The following is a 16,289-nucleotide window of genomic DNA, read 5'->3' on the forward strand; positions in this document are numbered from 1 at the left end:
CATCGCGCGCGATGTACGTCAGAGTCGCGCGAGCCGCTCGAGCGCGGTCGCGAGCGTGCTTTCCTGCTTGGCGAAGCAAAAGCGCACGACGCCCGATTCGTGCGCCTCGTGATAGAACGCCGAAACCGGAATGGCCGCCACGCCGATCTCCGCCGTGAGCCACTTCGAGAATTCCGCTTCGGGCAGATCGCTGATCGCCGAATAATCCACGCACTGGAAGTAGGTGCCTTCACACGGCAGTAGCTTGAAGCGCGTGTTGGCGAGCCCCGCGCGGAAGAAGTCGCGCTTCTTCTGATAGAACGCGGGCAGTTCCAGATACGGTTTGGGATCGCGCAGGTATTGCGCGAGGCCGAACTGCATCGGCGTGTTCACGGTGAACACGTTGAACTGGTGCACCTTGCGGAACTCGGCCGTGAGCGGCGCGGGCGCGGCCACGTAGCCCACCTTCCAGCCCGTCACGTGATAGGTCTTGCCGAAGCTCGACACGATGAAGCTGCGCGCGGCCAGTTCCGGATAGCGCGCGACGCTCTCGTGCGGCTGACCGTCATAGACCATGTGCTCGTACACCTCGTCGGAGAGGATCAGCACGTTGGTGCCGCGCACGATCTCCTCGAGCTTTTGCATGTCCTCGGCACGCCACACCGTGCCCGTGGGGTTGTGCGGCGTGTTGATGAGGATGAGGCGCGTTTTCGGCGTGATGGCCGCGGCGAGGCGGTCGAACGGAATCGCGTAGTCGGGCGCTTCGAGCGTCACGAACACGGGCTTGCCACCCGCGAGTTCGATCGACGGCAGATAGCTGTCGTAGGTCGGCTCGACCACGATCACTTCGTCGCCCGCGTGGACAGTCGCGAGAATCGCCGTGAGCAGCGCTTGCGTGGCGCCCGCCGTCACCGTGATCTCGCTGTTGGCGTCGTAGCGGCGGCCGTAAACATGCTCGATCTTGTCCGCGATCGCTTCGCGCAGTGGGGCGATGCCGGCCATCGGCGGGTACTGGTTGTGGCCCTCGCGCATGGCTTGCGCAACGGCGTCGACGATGCGTGCGTCGCAATCGAAGTCGGGAAAGCCCTGGCCCAGGTTGACCGCGCCCTTTTCGGCGGCGAGCGCGCTCATCACGGTGAAGATCGTCGTGCCGACGTTCGGCAGACGCGACGGAAATGAGGGCGTGAGCAGGGTGTCCTGTGAATTCTGCGTGGGATGCGGTGCGTTCATGTCGCGGGCGGAAGTCAGACGTTGGAACGGGAAAGGTTGATTGTAGGCAAATCGGCGCGGCTGCGGTGGTCCCGCCGGGCGCGTGTGACGCGATGCGGGGGTATCAGGTCTGTGCTGCTTGAGCGGCGCTTTGCACGCATTCGGCGACGAAGGCATCGGGCGTCGCAATGCGAAAGCCGAAATCGCGCGCCACGCGCCTCGCGAGCTTGAGCACCGCGCGGTCCTTCGAGACGAGCCACTGTGCGCCGCTGGCACGCGCCAGTTCGAGAAATTTCTGGTCATCGCGGTCGCGGCATTGGGGCAGGGGCCGCGCGTCAGCGGGAAGCTCGGGCAATTCGATCAGCGCAACGAGCCCGGCTAGCGCGGCGAGTGCGTCCGCTTTCGCGACGCCGCGGCCGGCGAATTGCGGATAGTCGAGCACGTGGGCCAGTTCGGCCCGGCAGCGTTCGTCGACCAGCGCCCGGATCGCGCCGCGCTCGAGCGCCTCGCGAATGGGGCGCGTGTGCGGGTCGTCGAACACGAGAATATCGAGCCAGACGTTGGAGTCGAGAACCACATGAAGCGCCGCAGCGGCGGCGGGCGAGAGGGAGGTTGCGGTTGGGGGCGTGAGGCCGGTCATTCGTGAATTCGCTACAATCGGGCTTTCGCCTTTGAACATCGGCACATCGTGCCTGCAAGCCTCTATGATAATCGTTCTGTCGCCGGCCAAATCGCTCGACTATGACACGCCGGCGCACATCGAAACCCACACTATCCCCGATTTCGTCGACGACGCAGCCGAGCTGATCGCGGACCTGCGCCGCCTCTCGCCGCAGCAGATCGGATCGCTCATGAGCATTTCCGACCCGCTCGCGCGGCTGAATTTCCAGCGCTATGCCGACTGGTCGAAGCAGTTCAGTCAGACCAACGCGAAACAAGCCGTGCTCGCGTTCAACGGCGACGTCTATGAAGGCTTCGACGCGAAGTCGCTCTCGTCGGCGGATCTCGACTATGCGCAACAGCATGTGCGCGTGCTCTCAGGGCTCTATGGCTTGCTGCGCCCGCTCGACCTGCTTCAGCCTTATCGTCTCGAAATGGGCACGCGTTTCGAAAACGCGCGCGGCAAGGATCTCTATGCGTTCTGGGGCGAGCGCATCACGCACGCGATCAATGCACAGATCGAGCGCAATCGGGAAGTCGCGGCGAAGAGCGCGAGCGTGCTGGTGAACTGCGCGTCGAACGAGTACTTCAAGGCCGTGAAGCCGAAGAAGCTCGCCGCGCCGGTCATCACGCCGGTATTCGAAGACTGGAAGGGCGGGCGCTACAAGATCATCAGCTTCCACGCGAAGCGGGCGCGCGGCTTGATGGCGCGTTACGCCGTCGAGAACCGCGTTGCCGAGCCCGAAGCGCTCAAGGCGTTCGACGTGGAAGGCTACGCATTCGATGCGGATGCATCGAACGATTCGACCTATGTATTTCGTCGGCGCATCGCCGAGTAAGTGAACAAGCAAGCCGCAAGGAAAAGACTATGACGATTGCCATCACCAGCCAGTTCGATGCGGGCGCGATCGAGGTTCTGTCGAGCGAGCGCGCCGACGACATCCGTCTGCGCGTGCGGGCGGACAACCAGTCCGAGTTCGCGCAATGGTTCTATTTCCGCGTGTCGGGTGTGCGCGGCGAACGTTGCGTGATGACGTTCGAAAATGCGTCGGCCTGTGCATTTCCCGAGGGATGGCGCGACTACCAGGCCGCGGCGAGCTACGACCGCGTGAACTGGTTCCGCGTGCCGACCACCTATGACGGCAAGCAACTCGTCATCGACCACACGCCGGACTTTGACAGCATCTACTACGCGTACTTCGAGCCGTATAGCGAAGAGCGACACTCGGAGTTCCTCGGCGCGCTTCAGCAACTGCCGCACGCCACGCTTACGGAACTCGGTCGGAGCGTGGAAGGCCGTCCCATGTCGCTGCTCTCGCTCGGCATGCCAGGCGATACAGCGCCTGACGGCAAGCCCAAGAAGACCGTGTGGATCATCGCGCGCCAACATCCGGGCGAGAGCATGGCGGAGTGGTTCGTGGAAGGCATGGTCAAGCGGCTCGCCGGCTGGGGCGACTGGGCGGGCGATCCGGTCGCGCGCAAGCTGTACGACCGCGCAGTGTTCCATATCGTGCCGAACATGAATCCGGACGGCAGCGTGCACGGCAATTTGCGCACCAACGCCGTGGGCGCGAACCTGAACCGCGAGTGGATGGAGCCGGACGCGCAGCGCAGCCCCGAGGTGCTGGTCGTGCGCGATGCGATCGAAGCCACGGGCGTCGATCTCTTCTTCGACATCCACGGCGACGAGACGCTGCCTTATGTATTCGTCGCGGGTTCTGAAATGCTGCCGGGCTTTACCGATCAGCAGCGCACGGAGCAGAAGGCGTTCATCGAAGCGTTCAAGGTGGCGAGCCCGGATTTCCAGGATCAGCACGGCTACGAGGCGAGCCGCTACCGCGAAGATGCGCTCAAGCTCGCGTCGAAGTATATCGGCCATCGCTATGGCTGCCTGTCCCTCACGCTCGAGATGCCGTTCAAGGACAACGCCAATCTGCCCGACGAACGCGTAGGCTGGAATGGCGAGCGTAGTGCCGCGCTCGGCGCTGCGATGTTGCAGGCCATCTTGCATCACGTGGAGACGTTTGCATAACGGCGTCTTTACCGCGCAGGCATAGAAAAAGGGGGAAGCGGCGTGGCCACTTCCCCCTTTTGCATCGAGAACACGGGCGACTCTCAGTGAGCCGCCGTCTTCTTCTTTGTAGTCGTTTTCTTTGCTGCGGACTTCGTTGTCGATTTCGTCGATTTGCTCGCCGACTTCGCGCCGCTCGTTGACGACTTGTGGCTTGACTTGCTCGGTGTCCCCTTCTTCGAACCGGTGCCCTTCTTGGTCGAATGCTTGCCCTTTGCGTGAGCGCCGCCCTGCGACGCCGTGCCGCGCTCACTGCGTGCGTGCGCTGGCGGGACGGGATCGTTCCAGCTGAACGCGAGCATTTGCTGCCCGACGTAGCCGCAGCGAAACTTCAAATCGTAAGGCGCGTTGCCGCTTTCTTTGGGAATGCCGATGCCGTCGACGGTCACGATCGTGTCGACCTTCACGCGCTGCTTGCCTTCGTCGAACGAGTCGTTCCACGGCGTCACGCTCGCATGCGCTTTGTCGAACGAACTTGGCGGAAACTCGACGTGATCGAGCGCCACCGAAGTGCTTGCTACGAAATCGCCGTGGGCCGCGCAGTCAGCGACTAGCGGGTCCGCGTGCATCTGGGTGACGAACTGATTAACGAGATTGTTGTGTTGATCGAGTTGATCGGCTCGCGCGGCTGGCGCTGCGATGAGGATGAGGCTCGCGGCGTACGCCGCCAGTTGACCGGCTACGAACAACAGCCGGCGGGATGCATGGTTGCAGTCCATCTGCTTGCTAGGGAAGAGGGTGTGACGTCAGGCACCGTAAGATGCGGCTCAGCCGGGTTGAGTTCAATCTGGAAACAATTATTTTCTTGTGTCTGAACGCAAGGATCGGCGCAAGCGCTGCTATGTATGCGTCTGCGCCCGATCGCGACGTGTCGTCGCGCCCGGTATTACGTTGCTGGCGGCGGGCTATCGGCTGAAGCAGCGGCTCAGGTCCGTGGGCCGCCCAAGCGATAGCGGCGCACGTCGTAGGTGGTGACCCAGGTCGGCCGGTAGACAGCAATCAACGCCGTAGCCATGCCCGTGAACCAGGCTTCACCCGAAGCAAGCAGAAATACGCTGAATGCATATCCCGCGGGCACGGTGATCGCCGATCCGCCGTTGAGTGCGACATGGGTGCCGAGCGCGAGATAAGCTGCCGCCGAAACGGCGATGGCCGGCGATACGAAACCCTGGCCGACGATGAACATGAAGAGGTTGCGCGGCAGCCACGCGGTGCAGGCGCGCTGCAGCAGCGCCGAAATCGCGACAGGGAACGCGCCGAATATCAGGAAGGTGAGGGCGACGCCTTCCCAGGGGGCGTCGAAGATGAGCGCGGCGAGCCCCACGACGACGCCCATGGCGACGAGCGCGAGCCCCCAGTCGAATAGCGTAACCACGAGCGTGGCGCCGAGCAGGTGCAGCACGGTGCCGTCTTCGAGCCATGCGTTGCTCGCCCACAGCACGGAGATCGCGACGACGATCGCGAGCCACACGTGCTGGAGCGTCGCGTCCTGAAGACGCTTGAAGGGGTTCCTCCACAACGCGAGCGCGAGCAACCCCACGGTGACGACCAAGGCACCGATAGCAACCCAGAGCGGAAGCGGTGTAAATAGGAACCCCATGAGCTTCATATTACTCGTTGGAGGGCAAGACGTGTGCGCGAGCGAGCACCAGGGCTTCCTCGTCCGCGCTCTCGCTGGTCTCGTGAGCCTCGACGGCGCGTACCTGCTGCGGCGCGGCAGGGTCGCCATAAGGCGTCTGCGGCTCCGCGGCGATGGGCAGGGGCTCCACAGTGTCGCCTGACAGCAACGGATAGCGAAACGCCAGACTCTCGCGTGCGCGCAATGGCACCGGGCCGTGCTCGCCGTGCCTGGGCTTCGCCGGCCGCTCGCACTGCGCGCGCAGCACCTGAAGATGGTTCGCGAGCAATCCGTTGTAGATCGCGACGGCCGCGGCGCGATTGGGTGCGCCGAGTTGCTGAAAGATGCTTGTCAGATGGACTTTTACCGTGCCCTCGCTGATGCCGAGCGCTCTTGCGATCATCTTGTTCGTATTGCCCATATGGACGCAGCGCAGGATCTGCTCTTGCCGTGGCGACAGGTGGACCTTTGGGCGCACCTTGCGGGCCTGTGCGGCGGCCTTGGCGTTGCGCCGGGGCGGCAGGGGCCAGGGCGTGCACGGACCGAGCACGTCGGCCGGCAGATGATCGCCGCCGAGCATGATCAGCTCCAGAAACTTCACGATCAGGATGGAGTCCGTTGTGCGCCGGATGATGCCGCGGGCGCCTTCGTCGATGAGCGCTCGTACAGTCGTGGGCGTCTCGGCGCTGTCTACGAGGATGGCCACGGGCAGGCTGCGGTGCCGCATGACAAAGTGGCGCAGCTCGCCGGCGCGAATGCCGTCGTGCCAGTCGATCACGATCAAGTTGGGGGTGAAGCGTTGCATGGCGCGCTCAGCGCTGCGCCAGTCCGGCGCGTCATTGAAGCGTGCGCGACGGTCGATTTGTCTTAACAGCGCCTTGAGCCCTTCACGCCTTTCGGCGTCCGGATTGAGTACAACGAACCGCATGGATTTGCCCTCCTCTCGTTGACGGTCTCTCGAAATGTTGTGCAACGCGCACCGCTTCTAAGCGGCGGTGAACTAGACCAACAACACCATGATGACAAAAAGGTCGAGCGCTGGCGGCCTGTCCAAAAGGCATAAGACATAGGGCAAAAAAAAGTCCCGCACACAGGCGGGACCGGGTAGGAATATTGGAATTGTCTCAGTGGAAGTGTGGCTGTACAGGCTCAGCATCTTCCGGCATCTCGGCGTGGACGATCTCGCCGAGTGGATCCGCATAGAGCGGAACGCCGCAGTCATCGCAATATTCCGGCTCGAAGCGGCCGGCGTGACGACGGATGTCGGTGATACCCGATTCCTTCAGCAGCGCAACGATCTCTTCGAGCGGACCGCTGCTGACACTCTCTTCGGTCGGTTCTTCGTCGATCTCGGCGTCGCCGTTCTCGCGGCCATAGAGCGGCCAGACCACGCCATACAGCACATCGTTGCTGCCGCGCTTCGTGAAGCCGATGCGGTATTCGTCGATACGGCGCTCGCCGAAGCCCGCGACGACGGCGCGCAAGTCCTGCGCACCCGCGCCGATCGTGTCGAGCAAATAGCGCACCGCGGTGCGGATCGTGTGCGGGCGCACGCGCTCGTCCGCGTCGCGGCAGGCGGAGTAGTAGGCGTCCGGCAGCAGGCACTCGAACTCGCAGCCCGGCATGACGACGGCAAGATTGGCGCCGCCCTGGGTGGCCCATTGCTCCAGGCATTGACCGCGCTCGATGCGTGAGCCGTGCTCCTCTTCCTGCCAGCGGAAGAGCGGGGCGCCGACAGGTGCTGCGACTACAGCGAGCAGGAAACGCGGATCGGCGAGGATCGGCGACGTTTCCGGCAGCTCACCCGAGCTGATTTTCGCCGGTGCGCCGCTCAGCGCCGCCTGCGTAAGTTGTTGTGCGAGGCGCCAGGTTTCGACATGGTGGCGCGGCAATTGGTCGATGCTATAGAGATAAGGGGCCATCGCGACGCGCGTGCCGCTCGCGAGCACGTGGGCCTGCAGATGGGTGCGCAGCGCGTCGGCCCCCTCTGCCTTCAGCGGGCCCGAAGGGATGACATAGCGCGTCCACGCCAGCACCGGTGCGGCGACGAGCAGTGCCTCGTATTGCGTGCCGTCGTGCTCGACGATGAACGATTCGCTGTGCGTCTCGGCCATATCGGCCAGCGCGCCGTAGGCGTCCGGGTGATTCTGCTGCAGATGATCGAGCGCGGCGTCGAGCGTAGTCTGATTGCCGTTGCGCACTACCTTTGCTAGCAGCGTGTCGAGCTTGGCCTCCCAGAAGCGGTCTTCGGTGCGGCTGCCCGAAGCGAACAGGGCGAGCGAGAGGCCGACGAGCTTGTCGGCGTCAGGAGGAAGGCGTTTGGCGATTCGCGAGCGCATAAATCTGTGAGTTGGGGTGCAGAGAACCCCATATTCTAGTCGGTTCCGTGCGCGCCATCGGATTGGACAGCAGGAGCGCGTCGGATGGGCGCGGGCGCGATGCGTGATGGTCGTTGGTGCGGAGCCGCAATGTATCGGCCGGAGGCACTATGGCGACTGCTATATAGAGCAGTCGAGCCGCGTTCAGTCCGCCTTTGCTATCGCGTCAAAAAACCGCTTGCAAGATGTCATCTGCATGACTAGAATTCCGGTCTTTCGCGCTTTCGATGAAGGCGCGGGGAGACGGGAAGCCCGGGCGGAAGCCTTGTGGCGACTGGGTCTGCGGGTGGTGGGAAGTTGAGCGGCAGGTTGAACGAAGTAAAAAACCTGTTGACAGATCGCCGGGCAGTCTTCATAATCTCGTTTCTCTGCTGCTGACGCAGCAACGCAGAAAGAAGCCGGTAGTTGGATGGTTTTAACGGCAACTTCGCGATCGATCTTTAAAAATTTACAGCCGATAAGTGTGGGCGCTTGATGCGGTGGCGGCCTGACCTCGTTCTTCGGAGCGGGGCCGGGAGCAGCAAAAGTATCAAGAGTCTCACACTAAAGTAAGTCAGGTTTTTGAAGCAATTCAAATTCCTGTCAGCTTTGAGTGAGCGACCGGTTTCGAGAGAAACCGAAAACAGTAACAGGTTTAAACTGAAGAGTTTGATCCTGGCTCAGATTGAACGCTGGCGGCATGCCTTACACATGCAAGTCGAACGGCAGCACGGGTGCTTGCACCTGGTGGCGAGTGGCGAACGGGTGAGTAATACATCGGAACATGTCCAGTAGTGGGGGATAGCCCGGCGAAAGCCGGATTAATACCGCATACGATCCATGGATGAAAGCGGGGGACCTTCGGGCCTCGCGCTATTGGGGTGGCCGATGGCGGATTAGCTAGTTGGTGGGGTAAAGGCCTACCAAGGCGACGATCCGTAGCTGGTCTGAGAGGACGACCAGCCACACTGGGACTGAGACACGGCCCAGACTCCTACGGGAGGCAGCAGTGGGGAATTTTGGACAATGGGCGAAAGCCTGATCCAGCAATGCCGCGTGTGTGAAGAAGGCCTTCGGGTTGTAAAGCACTTTTGTCCGGAAAGAAATCCTTCGAGATAATACCTTGAGGGGATGACGGTACCGGAAGAATAAGCACCGGCTAACTACGTGCCAGCAGCCGCGGTAATACGTAGGGTGCGAGCGTTAATCGGAATTACTGGGCGTAAAGCGTGCGCAGGCGGTGATGTAAGACCGATGTGAAATCCCCGGGCTTAACCTGGGAACTGCATTGGTGACTGCATCGCTGGAGTATGGCAGAGGGGGGTAGAATTCCACGTGTAGCAGTGAAATGCGTAGAGATGTGGAGGAATACCGATGGCGAAGGCAGCCCCCTGGGCCAATACTGACGCTCATGCACGAAAGCGTGGGGAGCAAACAGGATTAGATACCCTGGTAGTCCACGCCCTAAACGATGTCAACTGGTTGTCGGGCCTTCATTGGCTTGGTAACGTAGCTAACGCGTGAAGTTGACCGCCTGGGGAGTACGGTCGCAAGATTAAAACTCAAAGGAATTGACGGGGACCCGCACAAGCGGTGGATGATGTGGATTAATTCGATGCAACGCGAAAAACCTTACCTACCCTTGACATGTACGGAATTCCGCTGAGAGGTGGAAGTGCCCGAAAGGGAGCCGTAACACAGGTGCTGCATGGCTGTCGTCAGCTCGTGTCGTGAGATGTTGGGTTAAGTCCCGCAACGAGCGCAACCCTTGTCCCTAGTTGCTACGCAAGAGCACTCCAGGGAGACTGCCGGTGACAAACCGGAGGAAGGTGGGGATGACGTCAAGTCCTCATGGCCCTTATGGGTAGGGCTTCACACGTCATACAATGGTCGGAACAGAGGGTTGCCAAGCCGCGAGGTGGAGCCAATCCCAGAAAACCGATCGTAGTCCGGATCGCAGTCTGCAACTCGACTGCGTGAAGCTGGAATCGCTAGTAATCGCGGATCAGCATGCCGCGGTGAATACGTTCCCGGGTCTTGTACACACCGCCCGTCACACCATGGGAGTGGGTTTTGCCAGAAGTGGCTAGTCTAACCGCAAGGAGGACGGTCACCACGGCAGGATTCATGACTGGGGTGAAGTCGTAACAAGGTAGCCGTATCGGAAGGTGCGGCTGGATCACCTCCTTTCATGAGCTCATCGCTCACTGCGTTTTAAGCGCTCACACTTGTCGGCTGTAAGAAAGACAGACTCAGGGGTCTGTAGCTCAGTCGGTTAGAGCACCGTCTTGATAAGGCGGGGGTCGATGGTTCGAATCCATCCAGACCCACCACTGTCTGTGACGGGCAGCCCCCTTGAGTTGTGTGACTGGGGGATTAGCTCAGCTGGGAGAGCACCTGCTTTGCAAGCAGGGGGTCGTCGGTTCGATCCCGTCATCCTCCACCAATTCCCAATGCACAGCGTTCTGCAGCAATGATGCAGAACACTTCGCATTGGCGATTGAGCCAGTCAGAGCGATATGAAAATATCGGCTGTCGTTCTTTAACAATCAGGAAGAAGTAGTAAAGAGATTCATCCAAAAATGTCTAGAGATGGGCATGAGTAGGTGAATCAGGGTTGTGATTGTATCGAAAGTATTTTTAAGTGATCGAAAGATTGCCTTGAAATACGGCGCAACACGAATACTCAACCTGTAGCGCGTGTGAACCGACGCAAGCAATTGCGCAGGAGACACACCCGTTATAGGGTCAAGCGAACAAGTGCATGTGGTGGATGCCTTGGCGATCACAGGCGATGAAGGACGCGGTAGCCTGCGAAAAGCGGTGGGGAGCTGGCAAACAAGCTTTGATCCACCGATATCCGAATGGGGAAACCCACTCCGAATGGAGTATCCATGACTGAATACATAGGTCATGTGAAGCGAACGCGGCGAACTGAAACATCTAAGTAGCCGCAGGAAAAGAAATCAACCGAGATTCCCAAAGTAGTGGCGAGCGAAATGGGACCAGCCTGCATTCTTTATCTGAACTGTTAGCCAAACGCTCTGGAAAGTGCGGCCATAGTGGGTGATAGCCCCGTAGGCGAAAACAGATTGGAAGAACTAGGGATGCGACAAGTAGGGCGGGACACGTGAAATCCTGTCTGAAGATGGGGGGACCATCCTCCAAGGCTAAATACTCGTGATCGACCGATAGTGAACCAGTACCGTGAGGGAAAGGCGAAAAGAACCCCGGGAGGGGAGTGAAATAGATCCTGAAACCGCATGCATACAAACAGTCGGAGCCTCGCAAGGGGTGACGGCGTACCTTTTGTATAATGGGTCAGCGACTTACATTCAGTGGCAAGCTTAACCGAATAGGGCAGGCGTAGCGAAAGCGAGTCCGAACAGGGCGTTCAGTCGCTGGGTGTAGACCCGAAACCAGGTGATCTATCCATGGCCAGGTTGAAGGCACGGTAACACGTGCTGGAGGACCGAACCCACTAACGTTGAAAAGTTAGGGGATGAGCTGTGGATAGGGGTGAAAGGCTAAACAAACCTGGAAATAGCTGGTTCTCTCCGAAAACTATTTAGGTAGTGCCTCGTGTATCACCTTCGGGGGTAGAGCACTGTCATGGTTGAAGGGTCCATTGCGGATTACTTCGCCATAGCAAACTCCGAATACCGAAGAGTGCAATCACGGGAGACAGACATCGGGTGCTAACGTCCGGTGTCAAGAGGGAAACAACCCAGACCGCCAGCTAAGGTCCCCAAATATGACTAAGTGGGAAACGAAGTGGGAAGGCTAAAACAGTCAGGAGGTTGGCTTAGAAGCAGCCACCCTTTAAAGAAAGCGTAATAGCTCACTGATCGAGTCGTCCTGCGCGGAAGATGTAACGGGGCTAAGTCATATACCGAAGCTGCGGATGCGAGCTAGTCTCGCATGGTAGGAGAGCGTTCCGTAAGCCTGCGAAGGTGCGTTGAAAAGCGTGCTGGAGGTATCGGAAGTGCGAATGCTGACATGAGTAGCGATAAAGGGGGTGAAAGGCCCCCTCGCCGTAAGCCCAAGGTTTCCTACGCAACGTTCATCGGCGTAGGGTGAGTCGGCCCCTAAGGCGAGGCAGAAATGCGTAGCTGATGGGAAGCAGGTCAATATTCCTGCACCATTGTTGAATGCGATGGGGGGACGGATCGCGGAAGGTTGTCCGGGTGTTGGAAGTCCCGGTCCTTGCATTGGAGAAGGCGCTTTGGCAAATCCGGGCGCGGAATTCAAGGGTGTGAGGCCAGTCTCTCAGGAGACGAAGCAACTGGAAGTGGTTCCAAGAAAAGCCTCTAAGCTTCAGTTCAGCAGTGACCGTACCGCAAACCGACACAGGTGGGCGAGATGAGTATTCTAAGGCGCTTGAGAGAACTCGGGAGAAGGAACTCGGCAAATTGGTACCGTAACTTCGGGATAAGGTACGCCCCTGTAGCTTGACTGGCCTGCGCCAGAAGGGTGAAGGGGTTGCAATAAACTGGTGGCTGCGACTGTTTAATAAAAACACAGCACTCTGCAAACACGAAAGTGGACGTATAGGGTGTGACGCCTGCCCGGTGCCGGAAGATTAAATGATGGGGTGCAAGCTCTTGATTGAAGTCCCGGTAAACGGCGGCCGTAACTATAACGGTCCTAAGGTAGCGAAATTCCTTGTCGGGTAAGTTCCGACCTGCACGAATGGCGTAACGATGGCCACACTGTCTCCTCCCGAGACTCAGCGAAGTTGAAGTGTTTGTGATGATGCAATCTCCCCGCGGCTAGACGGAAAGACCCCATGAACCTTTACTGTAGCTTTGCATTGGACTTTGAACCGGTTTGTGTAGGATAGGTGGGAGGCTGTGAAGTGTGGACGCTAGTCTGCATGGAGCCGTCCTTGAAATACCACCCTGATCTGTTTGAGGTTCTAACCTTGGTCCGTGATCCGGATCGGGGACAGTGCATGGTAGGCAGTTTGACTGGGGCGGTCTCCTCCCAAAGGGTAACGGAGGAGTACGAAGGTACGCTAGGTACGGTCGGAAATCGTGCTGATAGTGCAATGGCATAAGCGTGCTTGACTGTGAGACTCACAAGTCGAACAGGTGCGAAAGCAGGTCATAGTGATCCGGTGGTTCTGTATGGAAGGGCCATCGCTCAACGGATAAAAGGTACTCTGGGGATAACAGGCTGATACCGCCCAAGAGTTCATATCGACGGCGGTGTTTGGCACCTCGATGTCGGCTCATCTCATCCTGGGGCTGTAGCCGGTCCCAAGGGTATGGCTGTTCGCCATTTAAAGAGGTACGTGAGCTGGGTTTAAAACGTCGTGAGACAGTTTGGTCCCTATCTGCCGTGGGCGCTGGAAGTTTGAGGGGGCCTGCTCCTAGTACGAGAGGACCGGAGTGGACGAACCTCTGGTGTACCGGTTGTGACGCCAGTCGCATCGCCGGGTAGCTATGTTCGGAAGAGATAACCGCTGAAAGCATCTAAGCGGGAAACTCGCCTCAAGATGAGACTTCCCCGGGGACTAGATCCCCTTGAAGGGTCGTTCGAGACCAGGACGTTGATAGGTCAGGTGTGGAAGCGCAGTAATGCGTTAAGCTAACTGATACTAATTGCCCGTAAGGCTTGATCCTATAACAGGTGTGTTTCAGACACGCATGGTTGAGTGATCACGTGTTGTGCCGATTCAAACAACACAACCCCAATTCAGCAACACCCTCTTTACGCTTCTTCCAGATTGGCTGTGGCGCCTCCAAAGGCGACGCAGCAACCCGTCATGCCTGATGACCATAGCGAGTTGGTCCCACCCCTTCCCATCCCGAACAGGACCGTGAAACAACTCCACGCCGATGATAGTGCGGATTGCCCGTGTGAAAGTAGGTAATCGTCAGGCTCCTCATGCTGTAACGTCCAGAACCCCGGTGTCTCCGAAAGAGAACCGGGGTTCTGGCGTTTGGGCGCGTGTTGAAATGAAAGTGAGCCTGCCGTTCACGAAACGGCGCAGCAAAACGCCCCGCACGGCCAGCTCGACTGGCCGCGGCGAGTTTTCACAGGCCAAGTGCGCGCCGGTGGGGTGCCGGCGCTGGGTTCAGTGCCTGCGGCGAACCCGGTCGAGCACGTGATGCTCGGCCAGCCAGTGATGCATCATGCCTTCGCCGTCGTGCTCCTTCCGGTAGGCGCGCGATTCGAAAATCGATAGCCCGAGCAGAACTAGCAGACCCACAGCAAGACCGATCAGACCCGCAATAGTTTCGGCATCCATGGCAGCCTCCTGTCGATTGCAGCCATCTCCGTATCTTAGAACAGTGTCGCAACGGAAAAAATAGCGAGTTCAGCCGTTTTGCTACCCGTCTGGAGCGCTGATCGGATCACCATTCAGAAAGGAATTGAGGCAATGCCCCGTGTTTTTCTGGCCCTTGCAATGGCCGCTTTGCTTTCGGCATGCGCCGACAACGCGACGACCCACCGCCACGGCACGCCGCCGCAGGATCCGCCCGACTACCACGGCGTGCCGACCGACGATCGGCCGCCGATGATGATCGACAACCCACCGCCTGTTCAATAAGCGCCGACGCTGGGCGCGAGCGCGCTCAGCGTAACTGCGCAGACATAGGGCTAATCGCGCCGCTGATGCGCGGCAGCAAGGGCGAGAGCGTCAGACCGCGCGCGGCCATGAAGACAAGCAGGGCGATCCACAATCCATGATTGCCGAGCGGCCCGACCAGCGCCCAGGACGCGCACAGAAACACAGCCAGCGAAACAGCCATGGCTTGCATGAGTTCGCGTGTTCGCGTGGCCCCGATGAATACGCCGTCCAGCAGAAACCCCCAGACGGAAATGACCGGCGAAAGCGCGGCCCATGGGAGAAATGCCAGGGCGGCGGCGCGCACCGCCGGCTGATCGGTTAGCTGAGCGATGATCCACGGCCCGCAGGCCCAATAAACCAGAGAAAAACCGAAGGCGCCTAGCGCCGCCCAGAACAGGTTGATCTTCACGGCCTGACGGAACGCACTACGATTGCCTGCGCCGATCGCCGCGCCAACGAGCGCCTCGGCTGCATGGGCGAATCCGTCGAGACCGTAGGCCATGAAGGTCTGGAAGTTGAGGAGCAGGGCGTTCGCGGCAAGGATCGCGTCGCCTTGCTTCGCGCCCAGATGCGCGAACCACCCAAACGAGCCCAACAGACAAAGCGTGCGCAGAAAGATATCGCGATTGATCGCGATGAGGCGCTTGAGCGCAGCAGGTTCAACCACGGTTTGCAGTGCAAGCGGCGCGAGCCCGCGAGGACGTAGCCTCCACAGCACGCATGCCCCGAAGACAAAACCGAGCGCATCCGCCGTAGCCGTCGCCGCACCGATACCGGCGATGCCCCATCGCAGCCCATACACGTAGGCGAGCACCGCAACGACGTTCGTGAGATTGATGAAGATCTGCGAAAGCAGCGCAATGCGCACGCGCTGCGTGCCGAGCAGAAAGCCGAGCACGACGTAGTTAGCCAAGGCGAACGGTGCCGAGCCGATGCGTGCAAAGCAGTAAACCCCGGCGTTGCGTTGCACCTCGACGCTGCCGCCAATGGCCGCGAGCGTGTACCGGATCAAGGGAGATTGAATCAGCAGGATCGCGGCGCCGATCGCGAATGCGAGAAGCAGGGCGCGCACGACATTCGCGCGCAATGCGGGGAGGTCGCGACCGCCGTAGGCCTGTGCGACGAGTCCGGTCGTCCCCATACGCAGGAAGCCGAAGCCCCAAAACACGAAGTTGAAGAACAGGCCGCCTAGCGCGACGCCGCCCAGATCGGCTGCACTGCCGAGGTGACCTGCCACAGCTGTGTCGACGGCGCCGAGAATGGGCTGCGTGAGATTGGCAAGGACGATGGGAAACGCGAGCGTCAGTACGCGTCTATGCCAACCTCGCTGTTCGGGCAGGGCCTCGGCGCCGCTCAAGCGCGTTCCTGAACGCACACCCACGGCGAGACCACGACCGCCCACAACTCCGGCTTGCGAGCCGCGTAATCGGCCGCGGTTTCTGCAGGCATGCGCTCGACGAGGCCAGACGACAGCCATTGCATGACGACGGCACTGTCGTCGTTGGCAATGGCCTCGGCTACGCTCACGAGGTCGAGGTCGCTCGCCACGCTCAGCAGTTTGCCTTGCGCGAAGAAACGTTCGAGATCCTGCCAGTCGATCTTGGCGGTTTCGCCGAGCAGCCTGGCGTACGTCGAACTGGGGGTGGCGTCTTCGATAGTCATGGTGATTGGGAATTCGTTGCGGCCGATACTATAAACGATAGTCTGACCGCCGGTCGCTGGCCGGATGGCGAACGCTGAATCGGCGGTATTTATCCAGGCTCGCGTCGCCAAAATACAGACAATAAGTCACATTAAATCAGTCAAACATCTGAT

Annotated in this window: 12 protein-coding genes, 2 tRNA genes and 3 rRNA genes; 8 read left to right on the forward strand and 9 right to left on the reverse strand. The window is 59.9% G+C overall.

Going from position 1 to position 16,289, the window contains the following annotated elements; all coding sequences use genetic code 11:
- Positions 1 to 18: 18 nt before the first annotated feature.
- Entirely contained in the window at positions 19 to 1,209 is a 1,191-nt protein-coding gene (locus tag L0U83_RS04675; RefSeq protein WP_233880989.1) for a pyridoxal phosphate-dependent aminotransferase, read from the reverse strand.
- A gap of 103 nt (positions 1,210 to 1,312) precedes the next feature.
- Positions 1,313 to 1,828, reverse strand: coding sequence for a putative toxin-antitoxin system toxin component, PIN family (locus L0U83_RS04680; protein ID WP_233880991.1), 516 nt, complete (start codon positions 1,826 to 1,828; stop codon positions 1,313 to 1,315).
- Between the two features lie 64 nt (positions 1,829 to 1,892).
- Between L0U83_RS04680 and yaaA the strand changes: the two genes are divergently transcribed.
- Together yaaA and L0U83_RS04690 are read left to right on the forward strand one after the other, a co-directional pair.
- Positions 1,893 to 2,687: a peroxide stress protein YaaA gene (yaaA, locus tag L0U83_RS04685; protein WP_233880993.1), complete on the forward strand. Its 795-nt coding sequence runs from the start codon at positions 1,893 to 1,895 to the stop codon at positions 2,685 to 2,687.
- A 29-nt stretch (positions 2,688 to 2,716) separates the two neighbouring features.
- A complete protein-coding gene (locus tag L0U83_RS04690; RefSeq protein WP_233880995.1) occupies positions 2,717 to 3,880 on the forward strand; it encodes a M14 family metallopeptidase in 1,164 nt (387 codons plus the stop codon).
- Between the two features lie 83 nt (positions 3,881 to 3,963).
- Here L0U83_RS04690 and L0U83_RS04695 read toward each other — a convergent pair whose 3' ends face one another.
- The 4 genes from L0U83_RS04695 to L0U83_RS04710 all read right to left on the reverse strand — a co-directional run bounded on the left by L0U83_RS04695 (position 3,964) and on the right by L0U83_RS04710 (position 7,876).
- Positions 3,964 to 4,638 carry a BspC domain-containing protein gene (locus L0U83_RS04695; RefSeq protein WP_233880997.1) on the reverse strand — a complete coding sequence of 225 codons (675 nt, stop codon included), beginning with the start codon at positions 4,636 to 4,638 and terminating at the stop codon, positions 3,964 to 3,966.
- Positions 4,639 to 4,844: 206 nt separating this feature from the next.
- Positions 4,845 to 5,519, reverse strand: a complete 675-nt coding sequence (locus L0U83_RS04700) for an energy-coupling factor ABC transporter permease (RefSeq protein WP_233880999.1) — start codon at positions 5,517 to 5,519, stop codon at positions 4,845 to 4,847.
- A gap of 10 nt (positions 5,520 to 5,529) precedes the next feature.
- Positions 5,530 to 6,465 (reverse strand): LuxR family transcriptional regulator, encoded by a 936-nt coding sequence (locus L0U83_RS04705; RefSeq protein ID WP_233883720.1) that lies wholly within the window; start codon positions 6,463 to 6,465, stop codon positions 5,530 to 5,532.
- A gap of 196 nt (positions 6,466 to 6,661) precedes the next feature.
- Positions 6,662 to 7,876 carry a DUF2863 family protein gene (locus L0U83_RS04710; protein WP_233881001.1) on the reverse strand — a complete coding sequence of 405 codons (1,215 nt, stop codon included), beginning with the start codon at positions 7,874 to 7,876 and terminating at the stop codon, positions 6,662 to 6,664.
- A gap of 675 nt (positions 7,877 to 8,551) precedes the next feature.
- Here L0U83_RS04710 and L0U83_RS04715 point away from each other — a divergent pair.
- From L0U83_RS04715 to rrf, 5 genes are all read left to right on the forward strand, one after another.
- Positions 8,552 to 10,084: ribosomal RNA gene (locus tag L0U83_RS04715) — 16S ribosomal RNA — on the forward strand.
- A 66-nt stretch (positions 10,085 to 10,150) separates the two neighbouring features.
- Positions 10,151 to 10,227: transfer RNA gene (locus tag L0U83_RS04720), tRNA-Ile, on the forward strand.
- Positions 10,228 to 10,264: 37 nt separating this feature from the next.
- Positions 10,265 to 10,340: transfer RNA gene (locus L0U83_RS04725), tRNA-Ala, on the forward strand.
- Between the two features lie 300 nt (positions 10,341 to 10,640).
- Positions 10,641 to 13,521 (forward strand): 23S ribosomal RNA (locus L0U83_RS04730).
- A gap of 146 nt (positions 13,522 to 13,667) precedes the next feature.
- Positions 13,668 to 13,781 (forward strand): 5S ribosomal RNA (rrf, locus tag L0U83_RS04735).
- Together the 16S, 23S and 5S rRNA genes with 2 tRNA genes alongside form the textbook arrangement of a ribosomal RNA operon.
- Before the next feature lie 195 nt (positions 13,782 to 13,976).
- On the opposite strand, the gene L0U83_RS04740 is transcribed toward rrf, so the two are convergent.
- Positions 13,977 to 14,150, reverse strand: a complete 174-nt coding sequence (locus L0U83_RS04740) for a hypothetical protein (RefSeq protein ID WP_165822956.1) — start codon at positions 14,148 to 14,150, stop codon at positions 13,977 to 13,979.
- Between the two features lie 132 nt (positions 14,151 to 14,282).
- Between L0U83_RS04740 and L0U83_RS04745 the strand changes: the two genes are divergently transcribed.
- Positions 14,283 to 14,453, forward strand: a complete 171-nt coding sequence (locus L0U83_RS04745; protein WP_233881004.1) for a hypothetical protein — start codon at positions 14,283 to 14,285, stop codon at positions 14,451 to 14,453.
- Between the two features lie 25 nt (positions 14,454 to 14,478).
- On the opposite strand, the gene L0U83_RS04750 is transcribed toward L0U83_RS04745, so the two are convergent.
- Positions 14,479 to 15,831: an MATE family efflux transporter gene (locus L0U83_RS04750; RefSeq protein ID WP_233881006.1), complete on the reverse strand. Its 1,353-nt coding sequence runs from the start codon at positions 15,829 to 15,831 to the stop codon at positions 14,479 to 14,481.
- Positions 15,828 to 16,136 (reverse strand): DUF2288 domain-containing protein, encoded by a 309-nt coding sequence (locus L0U83_RS04755; RefSeq protein WP_233881008.1) that lies wholly within the window; start codon positions 16,134 to 16,136, stop codon positions 15,828 to 15,830. Before L0U83_RS04755 ends, L0U83_RS04750 begins: the two co-directional genes overlap by 4 nt.
- Between the last annotated feature and the right edge of the window lie 153 nt (positions 16,137 to 16,289).

It is taken from the genome of Paraburkholderia flagellata, from assembly GCF_021390645.1.
Lineage (GTDB): Bacteria > Pseudomonadota > Gammaproteobacteria > Burkholderiales > Burkholderiaceae > Paraburkholderia > Paraburkholderia flagellata.

Coding starts and splice junctions, on each gene's coding strand:
- L0U83_RS04690 (WP_233880995.1), top strand. CDS start 2,717: ATGACGATTGCCATCACCAGCCAGTTCGATGCGGGCGCGATCGAGGTT.
- L0U83_RS04755 (WP_233881008.1), bottom strand. CDS start 16,136: ATGACTATCGAAGACGCCACCCCCAGTTCGACGTACGCCAGGCTGCTC.
- L0U83_RS04745 (WP_233881004.1), top strand. CDS start 14,283: ATGCCCCGTGTTTTTCTGGCCCTTGCAATGGCCGCTTTGCTTTCGGCA.
- L0U83_RS04695 (WP_233880997.1), bottom strand. CDS start 4,638: ATGGACTGCAACCATGCATCCCGCCGGCTGTTGTTCGTAGCCGGTCAA.
- L0U83_RS04740 (WP_165822956.1), bottom strand. CDS start 14,150: ATGGATGCCGAAACTATTGCGGGTCTGATCGGTCTTGCTGTGGGTCTG.
- yaaA (WP_233880993.1), top strand. CDS start 1,893: ATGATAATCGTTCTGTCGCCGGCCAAATCGCTCGACTATGACACGCCG.
- L0U83_RS04710 (WP_233881001.1), bottom strand. CDS start 7,876: ATGCGCTCGCGAATCGCCAAACGCCTTCCTCCTGACGCCGACAAGCTC.
- L0U83_RS04680 (WP_233880991.1), bottom strand. CDS start 1,828: ATGACCGGCCTCACGCCCCCAACCGCAACCTCCCTCTCGCCCGCCGCC.
- L0U83_RS04700 (WP_233880999.1), bottom strand. CDS start 5,519: ATGGGGTTCCTATTTACACCGCTTCCGCTCTGGGTTGCTATCGGTGCC.
- L0U83_RS04705 (WP_233883720.1), bottom strand. CDS start 6,465: ATGCGGTTCGTTGTACTCAATCCGGACGCCGAAAGGCGTGAAGGGCTC.
- L0U83_RS04675 (WP_233880989.1), bottom strand. CDS start 1,209: ATGAACGCACCGCATCCCACGCAGAATTCACAGGACACCCTGCTCACG.